At 45.5% G+C, this 25,101-nt stretch carries 26 protein-coding genes; 15 read left to right on the top strand and 11 right to left on the bottom strand.

The window, feature by feature from the left end:
• Positions 1–65: 65 nt before the first annotated feature.
• Complete coding sequence (locus tag V7S65_RS02720; protein ID WP_336386287.1) at positions 66–698, bottom strand: Crp/Fnr family transcriptional regulator; 633 nt, start codon at positions 696–698, stop codon at positions 66–68.
• 115 nt (positions 699–813) lie between these two features.
• Here V7S65_RS02720 and V7S65_RS02715 point away from each other — a divergent pair, with 115 nt between their 5' ends.
• Positions 814–1,671, top strand: a complete 858-nt coding sequence (locus V7S65_RS02715; protein WP_336386289.1) for a sulfite exporter TauE/SafE family protein — start codon at positions 814–816, stop codon at positions 1,669–1,671.
• Between the two features lie 20 nt (positions 1,672–1,691).
• Here the strand turns inward: V7S65_RS02715 and V7S65_RS02710 are convergent, their stop codons facing one another.
• Both V7S65_RS02710 and V7S65_RS02705 read right to left on the bottom strand, forming a co-directional pair.
• A complete protein-coding gene (locus V7S65_RS02710) occupies positions 1,692–2,588 on the bottom strand; it encodes an alpha/beta hydrolase (RefSeq protein WP_336386290.1) in 897 nt (298 codons plus the stop codon).
• Positions 2,589–2,658: 70 nt separating this feature from the next.
• Positions 2,659–3,567, bottom strand: coding sequence for an AraC family transcriptional regulator (locus tag V7S65_RS02705; RefSeq protein ID WP_336386291.1), 909 nt, complete (start codon positions 3,565–3,567; stop codon positions 2,659–2,661).
• 48 nt (positions 3,568–3,615) lie between these two features.
• On the opposite strand from V7S65_RS02705, the gene V7S65_RS02700 reads away from it, so the two are divergent.
• The 8 genes from V7S65_RS02700 to V7S65_RS02665 all read left to right on the top strand — a co-directional run bounded on the left by V7S65_RS02700 (position 3,616) and on the right by V7S65_RS02665 (position 12,408).
• Positions 3,616–3,774 (top strand): hypothetical protein, encoded by a 159-nt coding sequence (locus V7S65_RS02700; RefSeq protein WP_336386292.1) that lies wholly within the window; start codon positions 3,616–3,618, stop codon positions 3,772–3,774.
• Positions 3,775–3,843: 69 nt separating this feature from the next.
• Positions 3,844–4,590, top strand: a complete 747-nt coding sequence (locus V7S65_RS02695) for a hypothetical protein (protein ID WP_336386293.1) — start codon at positions 3,844–3,846, stop codon at positions 4,588–4,590.
• A gap of 47 nt (positions 4,591–4,637) precedes the next feature.
• The gene (locus V7S65_RS02690) at positions 4,638–5,441 is read left to right on the top strand and encodes a hypothetical protein (RefSeq protein WP_336386294.1); all 804 of its coding nucleotides are present in this window, start codon (positions 4,638–4,640) and stop codon (positions 5,439–5,441) included.
• Between the two features lie 45 nt (positions 5,442–5,486).
• Positions 5,487–6,605, top strand: coding sequence for a cellulase family glycosylhydrolase (locus V7S65_RS02685; protein ID WP_336386295.1), 1,119 nt, complete (start codon positions 5,487–5,489; stop codon positions 6,603–6,605).
• Positions 6,606–6,768: 163 nt separating this feature from the next.
• A complete protein-coding gene (locus V7S65_RS02680) occupies positions 6,769–9,633 on the top strand; it encodes a sensor histidine kinase (RefSeq protein WP_336386296.1) in 2,865 nt (954 codons plus the stop codon).
• On the top strand, positions 9,633–10,379 hold the full coding sequence (locus V7S65_RS02675; protein WP_336386297.1) for a LytR/AlgR family response regulator transcription factor: 747 nt from the start codon (positions 9,633–9,635) through the stop codon (positions 10,377–10,379). Before V7S65_RS02680 ends, V7S65_RS02675 begins: the two co-directional genes overlap by 1 nt.
• 463 nt (positions 10,380–10,842) lie before the next feature.
• Positions 10,843–11,841, top strand: a complete 999-nt coding sequence (locus V7S65_RS02670) for a M12 family metallopeptidase (protein WP_168771426.1) — start codon at positions 10,843–10,845, stop codon at positions 11,839–11,841.
• A gap of 102 nt (positions 11,842–11,943) precedes the next feature.
• Entirely contained in the window at positions 11,944–12,408 is a 465-nt protein-coding gene (locus tag V7S65_RS02665) for a hypothetical protein (protein WP_336386298.1), read from the top strand.
• A 79-nt stretch (positions 12,409–12,487) separates the two neighbouring features.
• On the opposite strand, the gene V7S65_RS02660 is transcribed toward V7S65_RS02665, so the two are convergent.
• The 5 genes from V7S65_RS02660 to V7S65_RS02640 form a co-directional block, all read right to left on the bottom strand.
• The gene (locus tag V7S65_RS02660) at positions 12,488–13,384 is read right to left on the bottom strand and encodes a hypothetical protein (RefSeq protein ID WP_336386299.1); all 897 of its coding nucleotides are present in this window, start codon (positions 13,382–13,384) and stop codon (positions 12,488–12,490) included.
• Between the two features lie 201 nt (positions 13,385–13,585).
• Entirely contained in the window at positions 13,586–14,164 is a 579-nt protein-coding gene (locus V7S65_RS02655; RefSeq protein ID WP_336386300.1) for a YdeI/OmpD-associated family protein, read from the bottom strand.
• Between the two features lie 12 nt (positions 14,165–14,176).
• Positions 14,177–14,557: a DoxX family protein gene (locus V7S65_RS02650; RefSeq protein WP_079468360.1), complete on the bottom strand. Its 381-nt coding sequence runs from the start codon at positions 14,555–14,557 to the stop codon at positions 14,177–14,179.
• A 6-nt stretch (positions 14,558–14,563) separates the two neighbouring features.
• Positions 14,564–15,031 (bottom strand): SRPBCC family protein, encoded by a 468-nt coding sequence (locus tag V7S65_RS02645; RefSeq protein ID WP_336386301.1) that lies wholly within the window; start codon positions 15,029–15,031, stop codon positions 14,564–14,566.
• A gap of 7 nt (positions 15,032–15,038) precedes the next feature.
• The gene (locus V7S65_RS02640; RefSeq protein ID WP_079468362.1) at positions 15,039–15,362 is read right to left on the bottom strand and encodes an ArsR/SmtB family transcription factor; all 324 of its coding nucleotides are present in this window, start codon (positions 15,360–15,362) and stop codon (positions 15,039–15,041) included.
• 185 nt (positions 15,363–15,547) lie between these two features.
• On the opposite strand from V7S65_RS02640, the gene V7S65_RS02635 reads away from it, so the two are divergent.
• The 6 genes from V7S65_RS02635 to V7S65_RS02610 all read left to right on the top strand — a co-directional run bounded on the left by V7S65_RS02635 (position 15,548) and on the right by V7S65_RS02610 (position 23,288).
• Complete coding sequence (locus V7S65_RS02635) at positions 15,548–16,591, top strand: succinylglutamate desuccinylase/aspartoacylase family protein (RefSeq protein ID WP_336386302.1); 1,044 nt, start codon at positions 15,548–15,550, stop codon at positions 16,589–16,591.
• A gap of 53 nt (positions 16,592–16,644) precedes the next feature.
• On the top strand, positions 16,645–16,980 hold the full coding sequence (locus V7S65_RS02630) for a hypothetical protein (RefSeq protein WP_336386303.1): 336 nt from the start codon (positions 16,645–16,647) through the stop codon (positions 16,978–16,980).
• 102 nt (positions 16,981–17,082) lie between these two features.
• Entirely contained in the window at positions 17,083–19,443 is a 2,361-nt protein-coding gene (locus V7S65_RS02625; protein ID WP_336386304.1) for a TonB-dependent receptor, read from the top strand.
• A gap of 11 nt (positions 19,444–19,454) precedes the next feature.
• The gene (locus V7S65_RS02620; protein WP_336386305.1) at positions 19,455–20,888 is read left to right on the top strand and encodes a DUF3526 domain-containing protein; all 1,434 of its coding nucleotides are present in this window, start codon (positions 19,455–19,457) and stop codon (positions 20,886–20,888) included.
• A complete protein-coding gene (locus V7S65_RS02615) occupies positions 20,885–22,321 on the top strand; it encodes a DUF3526 domain-containing protein (RefSeq protein ID WP_336386306.1) in 1,437 nt (478 codons plus the stop codon). The genes V7S65_RS02620 and V7S65_RS02615 overlap by 4 nt, the downstream gene beginning before the upstream one ends.
• 91 nt (positions 22,322–22,412) lie before the next feature.
• The gene (locus V7S65_RS02610; protein ID WP_336386307.1) at positions 22,413–23,288 is read left to right on the top strand and encodes an AadS family aminoglycoside 6-adenylyltransferase; all 876 of its coding nucleotides are present in this window, start codon (positions 22,413–22,415) and stop codon (positions 23,286–23,288) included.
• A gap of 161 nt (positions 23,289–23,449) precedes the next feature.
• On the opposite strand, the gene V7S65_RS02605 is transcribed toward V7S65_RS02610, so the two are convergent.
• From V7S65_RS02605 to V7S65_RS02595, 3 genes are all read right to left on the bottom strand, one after another.
• Complete coding sequence (locus V7S65_RS02605; protein ID WP_079468364.1) at positions 23,450–24,121, bottom strand: YceI family protein; 672 nt, start codon at positions 24,119–24,121, stop codon at positions 23,450–23,452.
• A 126-nt stretch (positions 24,122–24,247) separates the two neighbouring features.
• Positions 24,248–24,553, bottom strand: coding sequence for an HP0495 family protein (locus V7S65_RS02600; protein WP_079468365.1), 306 nt, complete (start codon positions 24,551–24,553; stop codon positions 24,248–24,250).
• Positions 24,554–24,632: 79 nt separating this feature from the next.
• Positions 24,633–25,073 carry a YqgE/AlgH family protein gene (locus V7S65_RS02595; protein ID WP_079468366.1) on the bottom strand — a complete coding sequence of 147 codons (441 nt, stop codon included), beginning with the start codon at positions 25,071–25,073 and terminating at the stop codon, positions 24,633–24,635.
• Positions 25,074–25,101: the final 28 nt, after the last annotated feature.

The raw sequence follows: 25,101 nt of genomic DNA, 5'->3' as shown, positions 1-25,101 counted from the left end.
TTGACTACAAAGATGCCCCCTCTATTTCAGTCTATAGGTGATACCAGTCACACAGAAAAAAAAATCTACGGCTTAATCCATTCGAAAGAATTGCGGTGAATAATAACCCAGCCATTTTTTTCCATCTTTTTCATCAGGCGGCTGATCACTTCACGTGAAGAATTGAGATCGGTGGCTATTTCCTGGTGCGTGAGTTTAATTTGCCGCCCCATTTTCTTAACCTGCCCTTTAATATAAAATTCCAGTCTCTCATCCATATTTTTGAATGCAATCTCGTTGATGGTATTCAGCAATTCCTCATAGCGGGCCCGCCACGTCCTTATCACAAAGTAGTGCCAGCTTTTATATTTGCCCAGCCATTCATCCATGTATTGAAGTGGGATGGTGAGCACGGTCACATCTGTCAATGCTTTAGCCACTACCTGGCTGTTCTCCTGCCGGTAAGTGCATACCATAGATACTGCGCAGGCCTCTCCGGGTTCTATATCATACATGAAAAACTCATTGCCCTCTTCATCTTCCTGGTAAAGCTTAACAATCCCTTGCAGTATCAGCATAGTAGATCTGATGGATTGTCCTTTGCGTAACATAACGGTGCCTGCCGGGATTTCCCGGATGTCGCCATATTGCATCATTTCTTCATAAAGACCTTCTTCTAGTCCGGGAAATAATTTCCGGATGGGATATTGTTCCTGCATAGTTTCAAATTTACAACTTTAGGTCTTTTAAAAATACGGTGCTATTCCTTGTCCTAATGGGTAAGTTTTCAGTGACTTTGGTCACACTGACGGGAAAAATCTTTAATAACGCTGCGTGACTATTATCACTGATAGCAACAACAGGGGCAGCGACCTTTGTGTCAAAATACATAACATGCACCTCCTCGGATATATAGCTTCTTTACTGATCGGCGTATCATTAGGATTGATTGGCGGCGGCGGCTCCATACTAACCATGCCCCTCATGGTTTACCTGTTTGGCGTGTCTCCGGTAACCGCTACTTCCTATTCTTTATTCGTGGTGGGCTCCGCCAGTCTTGTAGGCGCAGCAAAGCAGTATAAACAAGGATTTGTGAACATCAGGATAGCCTTGTTGCTGGCCGCCATTTCTGCAGCAATTGTTTTCCTCACCCGTAAATGGCTGGTACCGGCTATACCGGAGCACATCGCCACTATACATGGATTTGTAATTACAGAAAACTGGCTTACAATGATTTTGTTTGCTTGTCTGATGGTTATCTCATCTGTATCCATGATGCGCAACAAATCTGTTCCCTCAACAGGAATAGCTGACCGGAAAATCAGTACCGGGAAAATGATCCTGTTTGGCGCAGGCATTGGGTTAGTAACCGGTTTACTGGGAGCCGGCGGTGGATTCCTGCTCATCCCTGCACTGGTACTGTTATTACATCTTCCTATGAAAGAGGCTATTGGTACTTCCCTGCTGGTGATTGCCTTAAACTCCCTGATAGGATTTACCGGCAACCTGTATGATAAGGGAATAGACTGGCAGCTCCTGTTAACAGTTACTTCACTGGCCATAGCAGGTATTTTAGCGGGGAGCTACCTTAACCGGAAAATCCCTGCCGGCGGACTAAAAAAGGGATTCGGCTGGTTTGTACTGGCGATGGGTATCTATATCCTGGTTAAGGAATTTGCAGGTGCGCTATAACATGCCTAAAAACATTGCTCCTAAAACCCATTCTCTGCCAGCCAGCTTTTGAACAAATTAAACCAGTTATTCCCGCTGTTAAGATCTGTTAAACCAAAACCATGACCACCGGATTGCAGTATGTGCATTTCGGCCTTTACATGCGCATTCAGCAACGCATTAAAAAACAGGAGTGAATTTCTGACAGGTATCACATCGTCGTCAACAGCATGCACCAGGAACGTTGGCGGCGTATTTGCGGTAACCTGTTTATCGGTGCTATACAGATCCAGCAATGCTGCGGACGGATTTTTACCGATCAGGTTTTCGCGGGTTCTTGGAATAGCAGGATCATAGATGATAACAGGATACAGCAGTGCCATAAAATCTGCCCGGAGATTGACCCGTTCCGTATTTTCAACAACCACCCTGTTTAACTGCGTACCTGCTGTTGACACCAGGTGACCGCCCGCTGAAAGTCCCATTGTGCCCACCTTGTGAGGATCAATGCCCCACTCCGCGGCTCTTTTACGTACCAGTTGGATGGCTGCCTGGGCGTCCTGTAACGGGCCAATTGTTTTATCAATCATGATCGTATCATGCGGTAAACGGTATTTCACTACAAACGCAGTGACGCCCGTTTCAGTGAGCGCTTTGGCTATTTCATAGCAGGTAGCCGGCGCCAGCACAAAATAACCTCCTCCGGGAAAAATAAGTACGGCCGTGCCGGTGGCGGTTCCCTTCTTTGGGAAAAAAGGTATCAGGCCCGGTTGCGTTACTTTTCTTATTAAACCCGAGGTATCTGTTTCTTCTATATAATCCGGCGGTATCTTTCTGGAGTTCGGAATATGTTGCTCATACAGCGGTATCATTGTTTCCTGCGCATGGGCCAACTGTAAAAATGACAAAAAAGCCAATACTGATATTATTCTTTTCATCTTTATAAACATCATATAACACCCAAATTATACATACGCCAGCCGATGAGATGTGCAGAAATGCTCAATTTTATTTTTTCCTGAAAATCATAGGCTGAATGCCATAAGCTGATTTGAATGCCCGGCAGAAAGCGCTCGTATTTTCAAACCCGCATATCCAAGTGATTTCCTGCACAGGTTTGTTGGTGTGTTGCAGCAACCGGGCAGCATGCTCCAGCCTGATGCGGATAAGGTATTGATAAGGCGTACAATGAAACGCCGCTTTGAACTGCCTGATTAATTGAGGTACAGATAAACAGGCCAGATGACTGATCTTATATAAATCAAGATTTTCCGTATAAGAAGAATGCAGGACATCCCTGGCTATGCATAACCGTTTGTAGATCTCCTTTCTCGTGGTTGCCTTCACCGCATTTACCTTATCCCCACGAACCATTTCGGACTTATGTACCCCGATCAGGTGCCGCAATAAAAAAACCAGGCGTTCATCTGCCATTGCAGCATCATATCCCCTGTTTTCAATGGTGGTGATAAGCCCGGTCAGCTGCGCCTGCAAATCAGGTGTGATAGTATTAAGTGTTTGAAAAAATTCAGGTGCGGTTTTATTATCTGAAGATGGGTACTGCAACAGTGTTTCCTCACTGTTAAGCATATCATCAAACACTGATGAAGCAAATTCTTTTTGAAAGAATACGGATAAGCATTTCACTTTTTCGTTCCCTTCAGTACGACAGGAATAACGCTGGTCGTCATTCAATACCAGGAATTGCCCCGGCCTTATAACCAGCCTGCGACGATCAATTCCATACCACTCCTCTCCGCTGAGTACCGTTTTAACGGAAAGACATCCAACATGATCATCGCAACGACTACCACTGCTTTCCGCATTAATAATAATATTATGCTTTTTGAATTTGCTGAAATACAATGCTTCATCAAATCCTGGCTCCGTATGATCAGGCACACTGGTAAAATACATATACTGCGTAGTTCAATGATCTAATATTACGATTAAATCTATAACCCCGTGAAATTTGTTTTGACACCGGGGCTCAAAAGCGGTCATCCTTTTTTACCTGCCGGCTACCGGTATAATTCCCCGCCGGCTCACTCACTTCCCCCATCTGCTAAATGGCACTTCCTGCCTTCCTGTTTGTATGGCATTTTTGAGCCGGCATTCCTCTAATGGCGTCCGGATATCCGGTTTGGGAAGCTGATCGCGGCAAATGGCAGATAACACTAAAATCGTGAAATCATGAAAACACCTTTCTTTTTTAAGCTTGCCTGCTGCACAGGGCTACTGGCCTTCTTTATTTCGTACTGCAGCAAAGAATCTGACAATAAGCCCAATGACGGAATAAAAGTCACCGTTGAAACCACCAATGGCGTTACCTACAAGCTATTTGTAAAAGAAGGCGCCACAAGTTCCTATGGCATCCTGGTGATGGGCGGCGGTAATGACGCCGAAAACCCCGGACCGGGCAGTTTGGATGGCGCCCCTGAGATAGCGCTTTGCCGCAAAGCAGCGGAAAATAACTATATAGCCGCCATCGTGCAATACCGGAAAACGCCCGGCCTTGCCGACTGGGACGCCAGCTCCAACATAGTAGCTGAGGATTACGACAAATGTATAACCACACTGGCGGGCAAATTCGGACTGGATAAAAACCGATCCGTGGTGGGAGGCTATTCCTACGCGGCCTATATGCTCCTGAACAATACCGCATGGACGGCTAAACTGGCCTATTGCAAAGGCGTACTTGCGGCCTGCGGAGCTATAGAGGGCGCCACCTATTTTCATCTGCCCATATATACCATTACCTGCTCCGGCTCACCCGATCCCGGCGGGCTCGCTGGTAAAGCTCTGTACGACGCCATCAATAACAGTTCTCCTTTCAAGCTCAACAGCGAAGGAATAACCGATACAGGCTGTAACAGCCATTGCGGGGGCAACTGGACAAACCAGCTGTTTACAAAAATGCAAACCTGGCTGGCAGCATAACCTGATCATCAACAACCCCAATAATCACAAATTCAAAATTTAATGTCATGAAAATCAAATCGCTTCTCCAATGTACCCTTTTACTACCGGCCTTCATCCTGGCAAGCTGCAGTAAAGACGATAACAGCCCAACGCCGCCACCTGACAAAAGCTGCCGTATAGCAGCCATCACATCAAAGTCCGGCAGTACCGCCGTCTCCTATACGCTCAGTTACGACAACGACAGCAGGGTAAGTAAAATTGGTACGGACGACTTTTACAAAACCCGCTACAATTTTAACTATGCACCGGGTTTACTCACCCGCAATGGCTACTTCGATCATTGGGACGGACAACTAACAAGTGAACTGCGGGCAGAACTTAACAGTATGGGGCTACCTACACTTATCACCCGGAAGAGTTACGACTATACCCCCACCGGTCAACCACTCAAACATACCGCTACTACCACCTATATTTACGAATACAATAGCCAGGGAGAACTACAACTGACCACTCAAAAAAACGAATATATCGGCAGACCGGCCAGTAATACCACCAGTACCACTACTTATACCTGGGCCAATGGCAATATGATAAAAGAAGAAGTAGCAGGCGGCGTGACAACAAATTATGAGTACTATACCGATAAACCTGTTCAAAAGGGAGATCCCATCGCCATTAACAGCTTAGTGATTACTGGTATCAATCCATTCAAAAATAAAAACCTGGTCAAATCATCATCAAACGGCTCGACCGTTGTAAACATAAATTATGAGTATGATGAAACAGGAAAGATCAAAACAACAACCCTTACTGGTAGTACCGCAGCAAACAGCAGCGAAATGAGGTTCCAATACTCGTGTAATTGAATCAGCATATCCGGAATATCTTAATGAAAACTAAAAACCCAAAAAATGAAAACGACAAAGAAAACCTTCACCGTTCTTATAGTGGCACTGGCCATCATAACAGGTTGCCGCGATAAAGATCCTGTCGATGTCGGGCACTCCTCACCCACCATCACCGTATCAGGAAAAAACCTGGTGCTGCCTGGCGGCCAGTCATTCCTCCTGCGCGGCATCAATTACCCCATTATCGATGAGGGCCTGCCCACCCTGGGCAACCCCACTCAATACAAGTTTAAGATTGATGAAGCTGCGAAAACCGGCGCCAACGCTATCCGCATTCAATGGTACACCAACGGCACCCATTGGCTGGATAAAACAGGGTCCGGAACACCCGGAACAGTAGATGGCCTGCTCAATGACGGAACGCTGAGTAATATCATCGGGTATTGCCACCAGAAACGCATGATCCCTATCCTCGTAGTCCAGAACACCGTGTGCAAAAGCGACTGGAATTATTTTAACAATGTAGCCGTAGCCTGGTGGCAGCAACCAGTGGTACTCGACCTTATCAATAAACATAAAAAATACCTGATCGCCAACATCGCCTGCGAATTCGGCAACGTGTTGTGGGCTGCAGATCCGGCGGCTGCACAGGAAACATTCAAAAACAATTACACCCAGGCAGTGCAGCGACTCCGCAGTGCAGGCATCACCATCCCGTTTATGATTGATGCGCCGGATTGCGGCACCTCCTCTTCGGAGCTTGCCAAAGTGGCGAAAGACATTCTGAATGCCGATCCCGCAAAGAATATTATTTTCTCTGCACATACCTATTGGGCAGATTATGCCAGCAACGAAGCCGCCATTAAAGCAAAACTGGACGAAATTGATAAAACAGGCGTATGCTTCGTTTTTGGAGAAGTAGGTAACTGGCAGGATGGTAATACCTGTTGTGCCTATGATATAAGTAACCTCTATCGCATTGTGCTGAACGAAGCCTGTAAACATAATATCGGCTGGCTCGCCTGGACTTTTAGCCAGGATTGTTGCAAACCACGCGAAATGACCACCAATGGAGAGTTTAATACGTTAACTCCCTATGGTAGTGATATCATTCACAACAGCGCATACGGATTATTATCCGGAGGAGCCTGCGCAGCTCAGCCCTTGCCCAATGAGGATTAGAAAGGAATACAACAGGATAACTATAAATGTTTGTAAATTTAAATAAAAACCCTTGGCGTTACCACGTACTATATCACATACCCTGTTTGGGTTGATATGCTGTAGCTGTTATACAGGGAGCCTTCACAGCCAGGATCATTACAGAAAACAAATTTTGAACTACATGGACGGACTTCCGTCCGATTATGTATACGCCGCCATCCCTGATTCATCCGGATATTTGTATATCGCTTCCCAAAAAGGAGTGTCAGTTTATGATGGTTACCGGTTCGTCAATCACCCGTCCCTGCAAGGAGGAATCAGTGATTTATACCAGGATCACCATACCTTTTATTTTTATGACGACAGGGGACTGAATCGCTTACAAAGTTTCCAGGCCGCCCCCGAACTGCTGGCAGCAAATGTCTTTACGGATACCGATCCCAATAACGATGCCTACAGGAATATTTTCATCGATAAAAAGAAGAGAATATGGTCCACAGACTTTAACTATGTGAAATACTACCTGCCGGGAAATGGCAGGATCTCTTCATTCCTCATTGCACCCGACAATAAAGATGCGGAGATAAATACAGATATACTCGAAGTTACAGGAGGAAACATCTGGGTACCCGCCAGATCAGGGCTCTGGGTTTGGAGCGAAGCCGGCAACAAGCTAAAGCTGCACCCTGCAACAGCCATCAACCGGTTGAGTTATGAAAGCGCCGTTCAGGTGAGTCCCGGGGAAGTGCTCCTTGCCACCACAGATGGGAAGTTGATCCGCGTAAACCCGGTTACCGGGCAATTTGAATATCTCCCTTCATTGCCCACCCACGATGTGGTGAAAGGATTCCTGCATACCAAAAAGGGATTGTTTCCTTACACTTCCCGGAAAATATACCGGAAAGAACAAAATGATTACCGGGAAATTTGCAGCATCGATGATGCGGTGATCAATTCCGCCAGTTTTGATCCGCGTACCAACCTGTTCTGGATTGCCACCACAAAAGGATTGGTAAAATTAACACCCGGCCCCGAAGCTATTGAAACCATCCCGATTCCCGGAACAAATGATAAAAATGATGCGGTAATATCTATTGTAGAACAAAAAGCCGGCGGACTGTGGATGCTGACCCGTGCAGGAGAAGTTTGGTTTTATGAAAACGGTTCCCTGAACAGGCGCTTTTCAAAACAAACGGATAATACCTGTTATACGCTGGATGAAGTGGATCATCAAATCATATTATCTACCCAAAAAGGAATATTCCGGTGGCAGGACAACCGGTTTCAGCTGCTGCATTTGCCTGGGCTGCAAATAAAAAGCGCCATACGAAAAGTGTTGGTGACACCGCAAAACGAGTGCTGGGTTGTTTTCTCCGGTCAGCAGATCGCACGATACAGTTATCCAGGTCTTGAAAAATTCTCCAGGGCATTTATCAACGACAGCACTTTCTGGACCGGCAATACATGGAATGATATGCTGACAGATAACAACGGCACCATCTGGCTGGCAGGATGGATGCCCAAAGCGTGGGGTATTGCCCGTTATGATGCCGCTAAAAATGCGTTTGTGGAGATATCCGATTCCACCATCAATAAAAAAACATTAGGCGTTTTTGTAGGAGACTATTACAACAGTATAGGGCTGGCTGCAGATGATAACCTTTTGTTTTCCGCCTACGGCGGATGGAACCGTACAGATGAGAAAGGGAAAATAATCCAGAAAGTAGATACGCACGAATACGATATTGCAGATACTTATGTGGTGGGAATTTCTGAAGACCGGCACGGAAATGTTTTTTTTGGTACCCGCGAAGGACTGCATGTTTGGCTGAAGGGAAAAGACAAGGTAGTCCGGCTTTCACAGATAGATGGTTTGCCTACAGACTACCTGGTGAATGCCCATAAAAAATTACTCAACGGCAAAATTGCCCTGGGTATTCCCAACGGAATAGTATTAATAGATCCTGAAAAGATTTTGCAAACCCGGTTAACCAACCGCCTGCGCCTTACGCAAACCAGTGTAAACGGCGTTTACAGAAATGAAAATGCCAACCGTATCGAATTATCCAGGAAAGAAACCTCCCTTTACCTGTACTTCTCTGACCTGTCGTACCTGGATCCGCATAAGGTTTACTTCAGGTATAAATATAGCGATGAAAATAACTGGCATGACCTGGGACACCGGCCGGAACTCTCTCTTCATCACATCACCCCGGGAGAGTATAACATTACCGTAGAGGTGTCAGACAACCTGGCGAACAGGCAGGAACAAACGTTGCTGCTGTTTGTAAAAGCCCATCCGGCATGGTGGCAAACCTGGCGGTTCCGTATTGCGGCGCTGATCCTGTTCATCGGACTGGTCGCATTCCTGATCAAAAGAAGGATCAGAAACATCTGGCGGGAAGCGGAATTAAAACACCGCATAGCCGAAACCGAAATGATGGCGCTGCGGGCGCAAATGAATCCTCATTTTATTTTCAACTGTATCAACGGCATCGATGCGCTGATCCAAAGCAATGATAAATACTCCGCAACCGTTTACCTGAACAAATTTGCCAAGCTGCTTCGCAATGTGCTGGACAGCTCAAAACAAAATACCGTGAGCCTCGCAAAAGACCTGGAAACGCTGCAATTGTATATCGACCTGGAGCAGCTCAGGGACGAAAATAAATTCACCGCCTCCATCAAAGCGGATGAATCCCTGCTGCAGGACGACTACCAGGTGCCGCCACTGGTGGTACAACCTTATATCGAAAATGCCATCCTGCATGGCCTGAGGCATCGCCCGGATAGCGATGGCAGGCTGACGATTACAGTCACCAAAAACGAAGAACACATTGAATATGTTATTGAAGATAACGGAGTAGGCAGAGATGCGCTCAGGAACGGCAGCCGGAAACATGACTATTCTTATGGCATGCAAATGAGCGGCGACCGGGTTAAGTTTTTTAACAACGAAGAGTATGCCTCTGTAGTGGTAACAGATTTAAAGAACAATGGAAAGCCCACCGGCACCAGGGTTCAGGTACTATTAAAAATTCAGTAATGCTATCAGCTATAATCATTGACGACGAACAAAAAGGACGCCTTGCCTTACGTGAAAAACTACGCGACTACTGCCCGGAAGTACGCCTGCTGGGCGAAGCGGCAGATGGCGCCGAAGGATTGAAACTTATCCAGGAACAAAAACCTGAAATTGTTTTCCTGGACATTGAAATGCCGCGTATGGGTGGTTTTGAAATGCTGCACATGCTCCCGCAAAAAGATTTCCATCTTATTTTCACCACCGCTTACGACCAATACGCAATCAAAGCTATCCGCTACGCAGCCTTTGATTACTTACTCAAGCCAGTTGATATTGAAGAACTGAAATCGGCCATTGCAAGGGTCAGCGGGCAGTCGCAGGAACATACAGAAGAAAAGCTGCAGGTACTGCAACAAAACCTCGACACGGGCTCGCTGCAGGGCAAGATCGCCATCCCAACCGTAGAAGGACTGCTTTTCTTCAATATATCCGACATCGTATCCCTGGAAGCGAAAAGCAACTACACTGCTATCAACTTCTCCAATCATCCCGGCCTGCTTGCCAGCCGCACCCTGAAAGATTTTGAGGAATTGTTGCCTACAAACCTCTTCTTTCGCACGCACCATTCACATATTATCAACCTGCACTACATCAAGCGCTACATCCGCGGAGAAGGCGGGCAGATAGAACTGGAAAACGGAGTGTATGTAACCGTATCGCGACGTAAAAAGGAAGAGCTGCTGAAAAAGTTCAGGTATAAGAAGTAGATAAGTCAATGTTACCTGCTTGATAAAATTAGCGCCGGCATGGCTCAAAACTATTTACACCCGGCCCGGGAAAAATCAATCAGCAGGAAAACAATTGATTATCAAAAATATACAGGCCGATTTCAATACGAACCTTTCTTATTATTAGGACTACAGATCATCTGCTTAAAAATAAATTCCCTGTAATTAGAAATATTCTTTTACTTTAGATATCGTTATACGTGCTACTGACCCTCAGGTATCACGAAACTGATTTGCTTAACCTATTTCTCATTTTTTTGCTATAGTCTCACAATAACCCAAGTATTTTTTCAACCAATAAAAATTACCCATGAAACGTACCCACTATTTGAAAACAATCCCATTGTTAGCAGTATTGTTTTTCTTATCCTGTAGTAAGGATAAGCAATCTAATGAATCAGATAACCAGAAAGACGGCCCCATCACTTTAAAATCCGGTGTGATGGTCGAAAAAAAGGGCGCTGATTATTTTTGGGAAGGTGACATCCGCCTTACTAAAGAACAATACAAAAACCTGGATCTCTATGGTCAGTTACAGTCGAAGAAGCCCGACTATGTAGGCGCTGAAAAGAACGCACACCCGGTTTACAACGTGCCCTTTCAAAACACCGCTCAGGGTCGCACCATTCCACGCGCATTCAGTATATACCCCACCGCCTATAATTTATGGGCAATGGTGAGGATTATATACGGATCAAATTTAACGTTGGCAGAGAAACAGAAAGTACGTTCAGCACTGCTTGAAATGCAGTCCAATACCAACGTAAGATTCTACAATGCCACCTGCGAACCACTCGTTGACCCCACTTATGGATTTACCTACCCCAACATCGAATTCTGGTCTACAGATGGCGCCGATGTCAGTGAATCAAACCTCGGAAGAACAGGCGGTGTACAACGTATCAACCTCGCTGATTTTGCCTTTAATTCATGGGATAACAGTGTAATTATTCATGAAATCTGCCATGCACTGGGTTTAAGACATGAACATACGCGCCTCGACAGGAACTCGTTTGTTACTGTGAATACATCCAATCTTACTTCATCCGGACTGGCGCAATTTAATATCCCGTCCACCAATTACTACCAGACAGGTACTTACGACTACACTTCTGTAATGGGATACAGCTCTTATACAAGCAGTACCTCCATTGTACATAACACCAGCCTGCCGATGTACACTAAAACAGACGGCACAGATATTTACCAGGGTAGTTTTCTTTCGAACAGCGACAGATCCTGGATAAACTACTTCTATATTCCGTATATGGCAAGAACAGATGTGTATGCTGAGTTAGCGCCTACGGTGTACAAGTCGGATAACACGATCATGACGCCGAGTGAAAGACTCGATTTTCAGGCATACCTGAACAACGGCAATCCAACGCCTCCTAATTGTTGTACGCTGGCCAATGATCTGGGAAAGTTTACTTGTCCTTAAGTTAACAATACCGGGAAGAAGCCTGTCACAAACGACGGGCTTCTTTCTCATTTAAAAGATAAAAACGTAATTTACTTTTCAACATAGCTAAAATATCGACGGATGAAAAGCTTTTTCTTTTTTTTATGTCCAATTGTGACGTTGCTGTTGTTACAATCCTGCGATAAGAACGATAAGGATGATGATTTACAGGTAGACCCTTTTACCTATGGCGCTAAATTCGATTGGCGGGAAGATTCTATAAAGACACAACAGGAAGGGGCCTGGACAAAAATCAGTAATGGCAACGTATTTTCCTGGCTGGCAAAAGACAACACGCTGCAAAGCACCAGTTTCGCGGCTTACGGTCTTCGCACAAATATCAAAACGGATTTTGTATATACTATCCGGAAAGATTCTGTATTTGCAATTAAGCTGACTGCCGACAGTATCTATTTCATGGATGGAAACGGCAAGCCAAGAACAGATCTGAAAGGGAAAATAACCTATTCCCCGGATACTTCATTAGTGGTGCTCAACACAGCAGTATCGCCGGCGATTACGATAAAATACAAACTGGAAAAGTAAGCACTGTTACTTAAAAAATTATAAACTGCCGGTTATTAAAACTGGCTTTAGGTGTTTATAGCCGGTTCATTTAAGCTAATCAGAACTGTACCATGGCTCCCAGGCGGGCGCCATAAAAGTAATTACCGGAACCATTGAACTGTGTGGAAATCTGTGTACCGTTTGTCAGGTAAGATATATCGGTTCCTTTGGAAATCCTTGCATTCCCCAGCATTCCGTCAAGTGAAAACGAAAGAAAACCGTTAACAGCATACCTGAAATTCAAACCATAATCCATGCCGTGCCCCTTTGAGGTTTGTTCAAAACTCAATGGATGCATGAATATATCTATCAGGTTCCAGTCTGCCTCTCCCCGGTAACGGATCAACGTATAGGCTATATTGGCGCCAACTGACAGCGACCGGCTGATCAGGTAATTGCCTTCCAGGGAGAATGCTGGTCCACGCCACCTTGCAGTGTAAGTGCTTTGCAGGTCTGTTAACTCCGGGCTGAGAATAACAAAGTTTTGCCGGGTGTTCTTATAGGATACGCCGGCCCCCAAACTGAACTTTGTACGTTGGAGAAATATAACGCTGACGCCTATCCTGAATACCTCCAAATAGCCCCTGTCGCTGGAAAAGGATTGCTGAAACGTAGGATCTGTACGGTCATCGCCTTTATAATCCGTGTCCATCCCGCTACCACCGACTACACCGTTTCTTTGATAGTACGCATCAAACCGCAGGTATTTCACCGGCCTGTAGGCGCCATTTAAATAAAAACCAGGAGAGGTAATGCTGTTAAAATGCAGCTCTGATAAAACATTGGGGGATTGCCCCTCTGAATTGCCTGCAATGGACCAGTCGAAATTATTTACGTTTAGGGCGCCACCGCCTGATACCGAGAATTGGCGGGACTGTGCATTTACCGGCAATTGACTAAACAGCGTGATAATAATGAGGGTAACACCCGACCATGAGGGTTTGAAACTGGCCATGTTATTGGGATTAGATAACAGATGCAAATCTGTGTTTTCATGCTTACTAAAGATACATGCTTCTCCGGGAAAAGAAAATGAAAACATAAGTTTCAGGGAAAAAATATTTCTTCTCTCCAGGTTAAAAATCTACAGCATCAGATCCACAAAGTTCTGTGATTCAGGTCGGGTATTTATTTTGGCTGCTACAGGCTGTTCTTCTTAATCATCTAATCCTCTACCATCGAGAATTTGTTCTATATATTTTTCCACTCTCGACTCCCGTGTTTTAGATTGTTTAGGAGCAGAAAAATAAAGCAGGTATCCTCTTTGCCGGCCTGGTGTCAGTTCATAAAAAGCAGTTTTCAAAGCAGGCGTTTTATCCAGTTGCTTTTGAAATTCTTCCGGAACGGGGTATTCTTTGGTCTTTTTAAACTCCACTTTCACGCCGGCTTCTTCCAGTTCAACGGCTTCGTAAATGTAGGCTTTCAGGGTAGATGCCAGTTTGGTGATCTCCTGGAGGCTGGTAAACCGCACCTGGCGCGCAGCCTGCACATTTTCTGTTTGCTGGATCAGGATACCTTTAGGATCTTTTAACAGCGCGCCTTTGAAAAATAACACTGCGCAGTATTCTTTAAAAACATGTATTAAAACGATGTTACTTTTCTCAAAGGTGTAACAAGGACACCCCCACTTCAATTCTTCACTCAGGTGACAGTCGAGCACAATCGCTCTCAACTTCTCTATTTCTTTCTTCCACGTTTTAGCTTTGTCAAAATAAAAATCAACCTTGGGATTCATTTTATTTCATTTTTATTGATTAACTAAAATGGTTTTCCTATCTGCCGGCCTGAAGTACCAGGATATTACAGTCAGTGCAAGTAATAACAACGAGGGAAATATATGGTTCGTGGTGCCTGTTGCCAGATGTGAAAAGGCCGCTCCTGACATGGCAAAGAAAAAGCCTGCATACGCCCATTCCTTCAATAAAGGAAATTTAGGAATAAGTACTGCCACAGCTCCCAACAATTTCCAGACACCCAGTATTGTCAGTAAATAGGTGGGATAGCCTAAATTCTCTGTAAAATCTACTTCCGCCTTCACTTTGAATAATTGTACTATTCCGGTAGATACCATTCCCAATGCAAGCCAGAGCGTAGCAATCCAGTAGATAATTTTATTTCTCTTTGACATGATGTGTTATTTTAATTTGCTTACAATAGTTTGTAACCGGTTATGTGCCATATTCAGACCTGGGGCAAAACCCATTTGTATCATCTGATCCCTGAGTGCAACAGATTTATATACGATATGCATACTGAGTTTACTGGTGTCGTCTGTAAGGGGTTCAAATACCAGGAATTCGAGTTGGGCGGGAAAAGGCGCATTCTCCATTTCAAATGTCCGGGTAATTTTCTGATCCGGAACAAACTCGTGGATGGTGCCACTGGCCTCAAACACTACCTTTCCGCTGGCATCGCTTGTTTCAAAATGCCAGCCGCCGTGCTTCTTATTTTCCAGCTTCAGCACTTTGGTTCCCATCCATTGCTCCACAATTTCGGGCTCTACATAGGCTCTAAAAAGCAGATCCACCGGCAAATCAAACTCCCTCGTTATTACTAATTCCTGTTTGCCGTCTTCGGCATTAACTTTTGTTTTACGTTCCATATGGGTGTTATTTTTTTGATTTGTACTTTTTCATGATGGCTTCCAATTTGTTAAACCGGTCATCCCACATTTGGCGGAATGGCTCAATAAAGTCTGCTACTGCTTTCATTTTTTTTGCGTTGATGTGATAATAAATCTCCCTGCCGTTTTGCTTTTGTTCAAGTAGTTCACACTCCGTGAGTATCTGCAGGTGCTTTGAAACGGTCGGTCTCGCCGTGTCAAAGTTTGAGGCTATTGCACCTGCTGTCATGGCCTGCGAAGCTACCAATAGAAGTATAGCCCGTCTTGTCGGGTCCGCTATGGCTTGAAATACATCTCGTCGTAAATTCATTGTGTAGCTATTTGACTACAAATATAAATGTAGTTATTTAACTACACAAATTTATTTTTGCCCGGCTCTGCCTGGCAGCACAACATCCCGTTTTACCAGTGATCCTTTAAATATTGGTAATTCCGGAAATACTATATATTTGCATCATTGTTGCAAATGATATGTTTACAATCTGGCTTTACTGTATGCGATTATCTGTTCCTTTCTACATTTTTACTTTGTTGTTAAGTTTCCGGGCGCCGGAGATATTTGCCCGGCAGGCTCCATTTAGAATAGAAGGCCACCAGGTGGCGGCAGGAGAAAAAGCTTCGTTTGATATACCGGTTATCACGGCTTCAAAAGACAGCACCTTTATCCCCGTTACTATAATACATGGTAAAAATGCAGGTCCTGTAATCGGGCTGATAGCCGGCATTCATGGATTTGAATACCCACCCATTATGGCCATGCAACAAATGGCACGGGAGCTTAATCCCGCTGTATTAAGCGGCACGGTCATCATTGTTCATATAGCCAACGTAAATGCATTTCTCGGCAGGTCCGTATACTATAACCCGGTTGACGGGAAAAATCTTAACCGGGAATTTCCGGGAGATAATAAAGGAAGTCAAACACCCTGCATTGCCTGGGTACTATCACAGAAGATATTACCAAGATGTAATTACCTCGTAGATATACATGCAGGCGATGCCCCGGAAGACCTGCACGATTATGTGGGATACTATGTATATGGCGGGCAAACCGCCAAAGCCAGGCAGATGGCGGAAGCATTGGGCTTTGACTGGATCATGAAATCTGAAGCCAGCTTTGTAAATGGAGCGCCAACGCTGTATTGCTCAAAGGAAGCCGTGCGGCAGGGGATACCAACTGTTGCAATTGAATGTGGCAGGCTCGGAAACGTTTCAACAGCTGAAGTAACAAAAATAAACAGTGGCCTGCTGAATTTAATGCGAAGCCTGCAATTCTTACCCGGCAAAGTTGAAATGCCCAATCATCCGCTGGAAATCACCAAACGCAGTTCCATTAACAGTGAATACACCGGTATCTTTTACAGCGATTGCAGAAGCGGACAGCTGATCAGCAAGGGGATGAAGTTAGGCTACATCACCGATTTTAAAGGGAACCTGCTAACCGATATCTATTCGCCCATTGATGGCTTTATCGTTTACCAGATCGCCACGCCACCGGTAAATAAAGGAGAAATACTGTTCAGCTTTGGGGCATTGTAAGCCGGATATCTGCTAAAAAACAACAATTAATTTTATACCCTGTTGCATCAAAATTGATACTGCCACAGAAATATCGGTCATGGGTCGCCAGCATATTGCTGGCGCTATATGCGTTTATTGCCATGCCTGTTCACTACTGGCATTCGCATCCGGAAACGATAAAAACAGCAGCAACATCTTTTGATCCGGGCATTACTAAAGCCTGCAAATATATTCCTGCCGGATGTAAAGTATGCGATCATCAGTATACAGTTTATTATAATCAGCAGGATATGTATGCAGGCCCTGTGCTTACGCCGGCCACGCATCGTTACGCCTTCCCCGCTGTGGCTACCTGCGAAATACCCTCTTTTGCCTGCTCCAATAAAGGCCCTCCTGCTGCTCCCTGATACTGAGTCCACTACTTCAATGTATGCCGCCGGCGCCCGCGCGTTTGGTTGCACACCTATGCCACATTAATATCTCCATTTATCCTTTATTAATTACAAACAATGATTCAGCGCTTCTGTTTTATACTGCTACTCTGCGTAGCTTCAAATATAATTTATGCCCAGCATGGCAAAATCCAGGGAAATATCTCCGGCCCCGATCAGAAAGTACTGGCGGGCATTACCATCAGTATGGAAGGCTGGCCAAAAGCTACGCAAACGGATGATAACGGGAACTTTTTCTTCACGGGTATGCAACCCGGCAATTATGTGCTGATTGCAAGCGGCGTTGGATATAAAGCCAAAAGCAGCCGCATAACAGTAGAAAATAATAAAACAATATTTCTTCGCCTGGAACTTGATATCGCCACCTCCACGTTAAGAGAGGTACATATTGCAGGTAAACGGCCATCCGCTCAATCCAGCGCGCTCACCAGAACCAACACTCCGCTGAGAGATATTCCGCAAAATATCCAGTCGGTAGACCGCACTACTATCAACGATCAGCAGCTTTTCCAGCTGGATGAAGCGCTCCGGAATGTGGCAGGCTTCACTTCCACCGACTATTACGGCAGCTTCAGTTCCAGGGGTTACACTTCCGGCATTGGCGGAGTTACCACCAATGGCATAACCGGCTCGCCCTACCCGGAAGGTCAGCTTCCCTTACTCGGCAATATTGAAAGCGTGGAAGTGATACACGGTCCGTCCGCTATCCTATACGGACAAGGCGGAATGGGTGGCAATATCAATATGGTCACTAAACAACCGAAGAAATACCGGGTGGTAAACGCCACTGTTGCCGCGGGCTCTTTTGACCTTATCAGGGCGCAGGCCGATATCACCGGCAGCATTAATAAAAAGAAAAACCTCTACTTTCTCGCCGGCGCCGGATGGCAAAACGGAGGCAGCTTTACCCGGCATTTTGACCGCCGCAGCATCCAGGTATATGGCTCGCTGAAATGGGAAGTAAATCCCAAAACCAGCTGGCAGATAAATGGTAACTATGTAAATGAAGACGCCAGCAATAATTATCAGCCCCGCGTTCCCATTTACAAAAGCAAGGATAAAGACAGCATCTTCCTGGTGCCTTATGATTTTAACCCGGGCTACGACAGCCGTTATAAAGGCAATAATTACCAGCTGCAATCCGTGATGGAACATCGTATTTCCGGCAACTGGAAAATCGGACTGCTGGCAGCTTACAGCGAATCCAGGGCCGACCGTAATCAATATACCGCTTCCGGATTTGTACGGCCCACCGACAATACCGTGAGCCGTTCCTATAGCTGGCAACAGATCAATTCTCCACAAACCACCGTTAATATTTACACGAACGTAAAAGTTAAAACCTGGAAGATCATCCACCAGGTTACCATCGGTGGCGATGCCATGCTGTCGCGCAACAATTATCCCAACGGCATCCTGCAGTATGCCGCCACACGGTTACCGGTATTCGACACAGAACAGGAAAGCCGCTACGATACTACAGGAATGACCTTCTATGGTAAATCAAGAACAGAAAAATTCACCTATAATACATTCGGCGCCTATGTGCAGGACCAGGTTGAAATTACTTCCAAATGGAAAATACTGGCCGGCCTGAGATATAACAACTACTTCCGGCGCTATTTTGCTGATAAGCCGGATGGTACCGTTCAGAATGATGAACGCCCCTTACGCACGGAAAACTTTTCACCGCGACTGGGAGTTGTTTACCAGCCTGTAAGCACCGTTTCCATTTACCTGGATTATAACGAAGGCTTTTCGCCCCACTATAGCAATAACGTTGAAAACGGTGGACCCTTTGCCCCTGAAACCTCCAGGCAATATGAATTCGGCGCTAAGGGAGAATTCTTCCAAAACACGTTTCAGCCTTTTATATCAATTTACCAGAGCGACCGGAAGAATGTGTTGCAGTCGGTTCCCAAACCTGATCTGCCCTATTGGAGAGAGGCTATCGGGCAGGTACAGAGCCGGGGAATTGAGATAGGCGCAAAAGGTACGTTACTGGGCAATCTCTTCCTCAATGTCAATTACAACTACAACAAAACAAAAATTACAAAAAGTGTAAAGCCGGAAGATATCGGTCAGCTCTTTGCCAACTCTCCCGAAAATTCAGCCAATGGCTGGGCTAAATACACTTTTACTACCAACGCGCTGAAAGGACTTTTCATAGGTGCAGGTTTCCAGTATGTGGATGCCCGTTATTTCAGTAATAAAAAAGAAACCAGTACAGATGTGCTGGAAATGCCTGCCTATACTATTTTCAATGCCCTCATTGGGTACCGGTATAAACAATACAGCCTCCAGGTTAATGGTAATAACCTGGCTAACAAACGGTATGCTGCCAGCGGAGTTGTCAACTCCTATACACCCGGCGCACCAAGAAATCTGCTGGTATCATTGAATTGCTCATTCAGGTAAAACATCTCCCTATGAAAAAACGCTCACCGCTATTTACTATTGCAGCTCATGAGTATGTGATGATTTACAGAGACAGGATCGTGCTGCTGCTGGCGATGATCGCCTGGATTTTACTGGCGGCTGCCGCGTATACCGGGTGGGAGCGCGGGCAGCAGACAGCGCTGCAAAAAAACAGGGCCGCCGCCATGTTCCGTCATGAATGGGAAGAGCAACAAGCCAATCCCCATTCAGCCGCTCATTTCGGCACGTACCTGTTTAAGCCCAACACCTTTCTCAGCATATATGACTATGGACTTAACCGCTACCTCGGTGTTACCTACCGGGTGGAAGCGCATGTTCAGCATGAGGTAAACCAGGCGGAAGCACAGACTACCGACAGTCAGCTGCGCTTCGGGGAATTATCTGTGTCGATGGTTTTACAGCTGCTGATGCCTCTACTCATCCTGCTCATCACCTACAGTACCATTACCCGTGAACGGGAAGGCAACACCCTGCCCTTATTGTTAATGCAGGGCATACAGCCGAAGCAACTTATCTGGGGGAAAATTGCCGGCAACTACGCGATCGTTCTTACGATTGTTGTCCCGGCCTTTATACTATTGGGCTTACCCGTATTTCAACAAGGCAGTCAGCCGGATATCCCCGTTCGTTACGGCCTGTTTGCCATGGCCTACCTGGTTTACTTTTTCGTATTCACCAGCATAGGAACACTGGTATCGGCGTGGAGCCGTAGCTCCGGCGCCGCCATGGTGGCCTGCATCGGCATATGGTTCCTGCTGTCGGTACTGGCGCCCAGGCTAACGGCACGCCTGATCGATGAAGGACATCCGCTACCCTCCCGCTATGAATTAAACAAACGGATATCGCAGGGATACAGCAAAGGCATGAATGGCGATGGCACCAGCATACAACGCCACCAGCGCTACCTCGACAGCACGCTGAAAAAATACGGGGTGGATTCTGTGAAGCAGTTGCCGGTCAACTTTGATGGCCTCTCCATGCAATATGGAGAAGACTACAACACCAAAGTATATGAACACTACAACGGTGAAGTAGAAGAGATCATCGAACTGCAGCAGGAGCAGTTGGAAAAAGCCGGGCTGGGATCTCCGTTCATCGCTATCCAGCAGGTGTCGATGGGACTTTCCGGATCTGATTATTATCATCACCGCTCCTTTCATCACCAGGCGAAAAAGTACCGGGATGAGTTCATCCGCATACTGAATATGGACCTGGCCAACAGCGGGGCGCAATATCTTACCTATGATTATAAAGCAGGGCCGGATTTTTTCAAGAGAATGAAAGACTTCACCTATAATCCTCCTCCGGCGAAAAGCGCCGTTGCCTGGCATCACCTGGCATGGCTTGCCCTGAGCGCCTGGTGTGTGTTGGTGATGATACTTATAAACCTGACTGCAAAACAACTTATTAAAATAAAGCTATGATGCTGTTAAAAACTATTTTCCTGTTTGAATGGCAACAATTACTGCGGCAACGATGGATGCTGGTAAGCCTGTTGCTGTTTATGTTGATCAGCTTACTATCCATCCGCTCCTCCAATCGCACTATTGAAAGCCGGTTTATCCAGGCTGATAGTATCAGGGAAGGATACCACCGCGACTATGTGACTGCGCTACAGCGGTTTTCAGATACCCTCACTGATAAGGGCAAAGCAACTGCGAAAAATGCGGGGCTGGCAGTTATGGTCAATTACTGGCTGCCGCAAAATGCCGTTAATTTGCCGGCCCCGCTGGCGGCCCTTTCACTGGGCCTCACCGATATCCAGCCCTGGTACCAGCAAATCAGGTACACCAAAAGCTTTGAGGAAGCAAACAATATACCTGTCAGCAACCCGGTGATGCTGTTCGCAGGTAACTTCGATCTTGCATTCGTGATCATCTATTTACTGCCGCTGCTCGTCCTGGTATATTGTTATAACCTGTATGCTTCCGAGAAAGAAACCGGCACATTAACCATGCTCATGATCCATGCGGGCAGCATTCACCGCATCATTGCACTAAAGCTGCTTTTCCGCTTGCTGGTGCTGGCTACGCTCCTGCTCACCGTTAACGCACTGGGATTTATCCTGGCTTATAAACAATCATTTCCTTCCTTCATCACAATGCTGCTATGGTGTTCTGCCACCCTGTTATATCTCCTGTTCTGGATCACGGTCACCTATGTTGTGCTCGCCTTCCGGTTCAGCGGTACCCGCACGGGTTTATACCTGGTGAGTTGCTGGATGTTAGTACTCATTATCCTGCCGTCGCTCATCAATACCTATGTGCAAAAAAAACATCCCCTGCCGATGAAAGATGAAATTGCCGCATATCGCCGCCACCAGGGAGAAGAAATATGGAATACGCCGGCCCGGGTGTTAGCCGACAGCTTCAACCGGTATAATCCGCAGTACGCCGCCAGCATCAACCCTGCCAGGGATACGCTGCCGCTCAGTACACGGTACATAGCCGGCTATTACGATCTGCTGGAAAAACGGATGAACAGGGTGCTTACTCCCTTCCAGGAAAAGATAAAGCAACGCAATCTTCATTTTGAAACGCTTTCCGACCGGAACCCGTCTTCCCTGGTACAACAATGGCTCAACAGCTTAGCCGGCACCCAGTTAACAGCATACCAGGATTTCTCCCGGCAGTCTGATATCTATCAGCAAAAATGGAAAACATTCCTCTACGGTTTTCATATCCCCGAGAAACACCTTACGCCGGCAGATTATAAAAACTTCCCGGTTTTTCAATACCACGCACCAGCGTTGCCTGTCCACCGTTTAATAATCCAGGCGGGATACCTGTTATGCCTGGTACTACTACTAACAGGCGCCGGGGTTTATATCTTCACTCATAAAAACCGTACATCGTAAAACCTGTAATACTCAACCGGGATAAGGCTATGGGCTGTCCCCAATAAGTTTAAAAATGCATTATCTTTAGTACTAAAGCTAATTTCATCCGATGAAGGTAAGAGACGAAAAACTACAGCAAATTATTGATTGGGCTAAAGATAATAAAGATGTCAGCGTAATGCTCCTCACCAGCTCCCTGGTAAACCCACTGGCCCCGGTCGACGACTTCAGCGACCTTGATATTGAACTGGTTTTTGAAAACATGGAACCCTATCAGCTGAACAATGAATGGACGCATACCTTTGGAACACCTGTTTCAATGGTTGAAGAAGATGAAACCGTATTTGACAATAAACACGCTATGAAAATGGTGCTGTATGATGATTATGTAAAAGTAGATTTCAAGCTATATAAAAAATCTGAGTTTATAAAAGAGATCCATAGTGACACCTTACCGGAGGATTGGGACGTGGGTTACAAAGTTCTTGTTGACAAGCACCATCTTACTCAACAACTAAAAGCGCCCACTTACCAATCTGTCATCATTAAAAAACCTGCAGTGCAAAAGTTCAACCAGGTGATGAATGATTGTTGGTGGGACATGACCTACGTGGCTAAATGCCTCGCCCGTGATGAAATTTTCTATGCCAAATTTATGACCGAAAATATGATAAGAACGGATTATTTAGTTCCCATGATAGAGTGGTATATCGCCAGTCGCCACAACTGGGATATCACTACCAACAAACACGGCAGGCTGTTCAAAAAATACCTGCCCTCCGGTTTGTGGGAAAAAATCGAATCCACATTTTCGGGAAGTGACATCGGGGAAAATTGGAATGCCCTGTTTGCTTACGCTGACCTGGTGCATCTCCTGGGCGTTGAACTGTCTGAAAAGCTGGGATATAGTTACCCGGCGGAATTGGAAAAAAATATCAGGAAATATCTGGAAGAGATAAGAGCGAAGTGTAATGATAGCAGATAACTATTTATAATTTCTGATCCGGTAAAGCGCCACATCCTTCGTCAGTACGGAGAAGAGTTTTTGGTAGCAACTACCTAAAATAAAGCAGCCTGGCACATGATCGTGCCAGGCTGCTTTATTTTGATATTGATATATCAGGCCTTTAAGCCGTAGTAAAGAATTTATTTCTTTGCTGCTTTCAGGCTGAAACCAATTTCAACATCTTTACTGATCATCCAGTTTTCAGGGCTACCTTCTGTTTTGTAGTTGATACCCCATGAAGATCTGTCGATCACGAATTTTGCATTAGCAGTAACGTCCTTTTCGCCAACAGTGATTTGTGCAGGGAAAGTAATGTTCAGGGTGCTGTCTTTCAGGGTCAGGTTGCCGCTAATAAGATTGGTAGCGCCTGGAAGCAGGCTTTTCTGCTTGGTGCTGTCGAAAGGAGCTACAGATGTGATAACAAATTTAGCTGATGGATATTTGGCTACATCAAAAAAGTCGGGGCTTTTCAGGTGCCCTTCCAGATCGGAAGCCTTTTTATCCGGTTCAGTAACAGAAGCCGGATCTGCCAACAGGGTAGTCAGGTTTACATCAAAGCTACCACCGGTAACCGCTCCGTTTTCAACGTTGAGACTACCATCTGCAACTTTGATAGTACCAAAGCGGGGGGCAAATCCACCTTTGTGAGTAGCACGCCATTGTACAGTTGTAGTGGCAGTGTCAATTGTATAAGCTGCGCCGGCGGTCACAGCTGCTTCTTTCTTTTCTTCGGTCTTCGCCTGATCAGTCGAAGCACCGCCACATGCTGCAAGTGTAAGCAGCAGGGCAAAGGCAGGTACTGTTTGCTTCATAAATTTCAAATTAAAATTATATATAAGTTCCCGAATATAGGCAATTGGGTTTAATCACGATGCAACATATCGAAAAATGTCAATATTATAACAATTCATGCATAATTTTTTGCATAGCAACCGTTCCTACAGCATAATCACCGAATCAATTTTTGACACCTCTTTATAGTACGAGATCACCTCTTCCTCATCCTGAACAGGTACCTGCACCGTAAAGGATTTATATTTCCCCCCGGAAGAACTGGTTTCTGTAATTCTTGCGCTTACATCCGCAAACATCGACTTCAATTCTGCTATCTTATCCTCGTCCGCCTTAATAATAAACTTAAAAGTATATTCAGTAGGGAATACTATTGATTGCTGCAACAATGAACGAAAATTTTCATACGGATCTCCGCCTAAGCTGGCATTTACATTTTCACCTGTAGACATATTAATACTATTTATCAATTTTACTTCGCAAAATCAACCTGCAAAATAACTTCTTTTTTAAAAATTCACCTGTCAGCCATTAAAACAGCCTGCCTTCCTCCCATATCTCCCAACTGCCCTCTGCTATTTCCTCTTCGAGTTCATGCGTGTTCCAGCCACAATACCCGATGAATAACCGGATGTCCTGTTCCAATATTGTTCCATTATTCATATGCATCACCGCGGCCTTAAAGTCACCTCCCATATAGATGTTATCCGCTACCGGGACACCTCCTGCTATCAGATCAGGGCGCCGGTGTACAAAATAAAGATGTTCCCGGTCCACAGGGCCGCCATCATACAGCGGAAACGGCGGACTATATCTGAACTCTTCCAATTCATTAAACTTACGGGGAAACTCCTTATTCACCACAAACCCCATCGCTCCCTTTTCATTATATTCAGTAATGAAAAGGGTCGCATCTTCAAAAAAGGTATCATCCAGCAGCGATGTGCTGGTTATAAATATTCCTGCATCCATAACTTTGTAAACCGGGAGCTTTATTAAA

Source organism: Chitinophaga sp. CCNWYY40 (genome assembly GCF_037483205.1).
In the GTDB taxonomy this organism is placed as follows: Bacteria; Bacteroidota; Bacteroidia; order Chitinophagales; family Chitinophagaceae; genus Chitinophaga; species Chitinophaga ginsengisegetis.
The sequence above is the reverse complement of the archived record's forward strand: the minus strand, read 5'-3'. Positions and strand labels throughout refer to the sequence as shown.

Bases quoted from the DNA above. Each gene is read 5' to 3' on its own strand.
- V7S65_RS02615 (WP_336386306.1), top strand. From the start codon at position 20,885: ATGATGCTGTTAAAAACTATTTTCCTGTTTGAATGGCAACAATTACTG.
- V7S65_RS02620 (WP_336386305.1), top strand. From the start codon at position 19,455: ATGAAAAAACGCTCACCGCTATTTACTATTGCAGCTCATGAGTATGTG.
- V7S65_RS02660 (WP_336386299.1), bottom strand. From the start codon at position 13,384: ATGGCCAGTTTCAAACCCTCATGGTCGGGTGTTACCCTCATTATTATC.
- V7S65_RS02640 (WP_079468362.1), bottom strand. From the start codon at position 15,362: ATGAATTTACGACGAGATGTATTTCAAGCCATAGCGGACCCGACAAGA.
- V7S65_RS02680 (WP_336386296.1), top strand. From the start codon at position 6,769: ATGGACGGACTTCCGTCCGATTATGTATACGCCGCCATCCCTGATTCA.
- V7S65_RS02595 (WP_079468366.1), bottom strand. From the start codon at position 25,073: ATGGATGCAGGAATATTTATAACCAGCACATCGCTGCTGGATGATACC.
- V7S65_RS02695 (WP_336386293.1), top strand. From the start codon at position 3,844: ATGAAAACACCTTTCTTTTTTAAGCTTGCCTGCTGCACAGGGCTACTG.
- V7S65_RS02650 (WP_079468360.1), bottom strand. From the start codon at position 14,557: ATGTCAAAGAGAAATAAAATTATCTACTGGATTGCTACGCTCTGGCTT.
- V7S65_RS02720 (WP_336386287.1), bottom strand. From the start codon at position 698: ATGCAGGAACAATATCCCATCCGGAAATTATTTCCCGGACTAGAAGAA.
- V7S65_RS02690 (WP_336386294.1), top strand. From the start codon at position 4,638: ATGAAAATCAAATCGCTTCTCCAATGTACCCTTTTACTACCGGCCTTC.
- V7S65_RS02705 (WP_336386291.1), bottom strand. From the start codon at position 3,567: ATGTATTTTACCAGTGTGCCTGATCATACGGAGCCAGGATTTGATGAA.
- V7S65_RS02610 (WP_336386307.1), top strand. From the start codon at position 22,413: ATGAAGGTAAGAGACGAAAAACTACAGCAAATTATTGATTGGGCTAAA.
- V7S65_RS02670 (WP_168771426.1), top strand. From the start codon at position 10,843: ATGGTCGAAAAAAAGGGCGCTGATTATTTTTGGGAAGGTGACATCCGC.
- V7S65_RS02635 (WP_336386302.1), top strand. From the start codon at position 15,548: ATGCGATTATCTGTTCCTTTCTACATTTTTACTTTGTTGTTAAGTTTC.
- V7S65_RS02665 (WP_336386298.1), top strand. From the start codon at position 11,944: ATGAAAAGCTTTTTCTTTTTTTTATGTCCAATTGTGACGTTGCTGTTG.
- V7S65_RS02645 (WP_336386301.1), bottom strand. From the start codon at position 15,031: ATGGAACGTAAAACAAAAGTTAATGCCGAAGACGGCAAACAGGAATTA.
- V7S65_RS02675 (WP_336386297.1), top strand. From the start codon at position 9,633: ATGCTATCAGCTATAATCATTGACGACGAACAAAAAGGACGCCTTGCC.
- V7S65_RS02600 (WP_079468365.1), bottom strand. From the start codon at position 24,553: ATGTCTACAGGTGAAAATGTAAATGCCAGCTTAGGCGGAGATCCGTAT.
- V7S65_RS02655 (WP_336386300.1), bottom strand. From the start codon at position 14,164: ATGAATCCCAAGGTTGATTTTTATTTTGACAAAGCTAAAACGTGGAAG.
- V7S65_RS02710 (WP_336386290.1), bottom strand. From the start codon at position 2,588: ATGAAAAGAATAATATCAGTATTGGCTTTTTTGTCATTTTTACAGTTG.
- V7S65_RS02625 (WP_336386304.1), top strand. From the start codon at position 17,083: ATGATTCAGCGCTTCTGTTTTATACTGCTACTCTGCGTAGCTTCAAAT.
- V7S65_RS02605 (WP_079468364.1), bottom strand. From the start codon at position 24,121: ATGAAGCAAACAGTACCTGCCTTTGCCCTGCTGCTTACACTTGCAGCA.
- V7S65_RS02685 (WP_336386295.1), top strand. From the start codon at position 5,487: ATGAAAACGACAAAGAAAACCTTCACCGTTCTTATAGTGGCACTGGCC.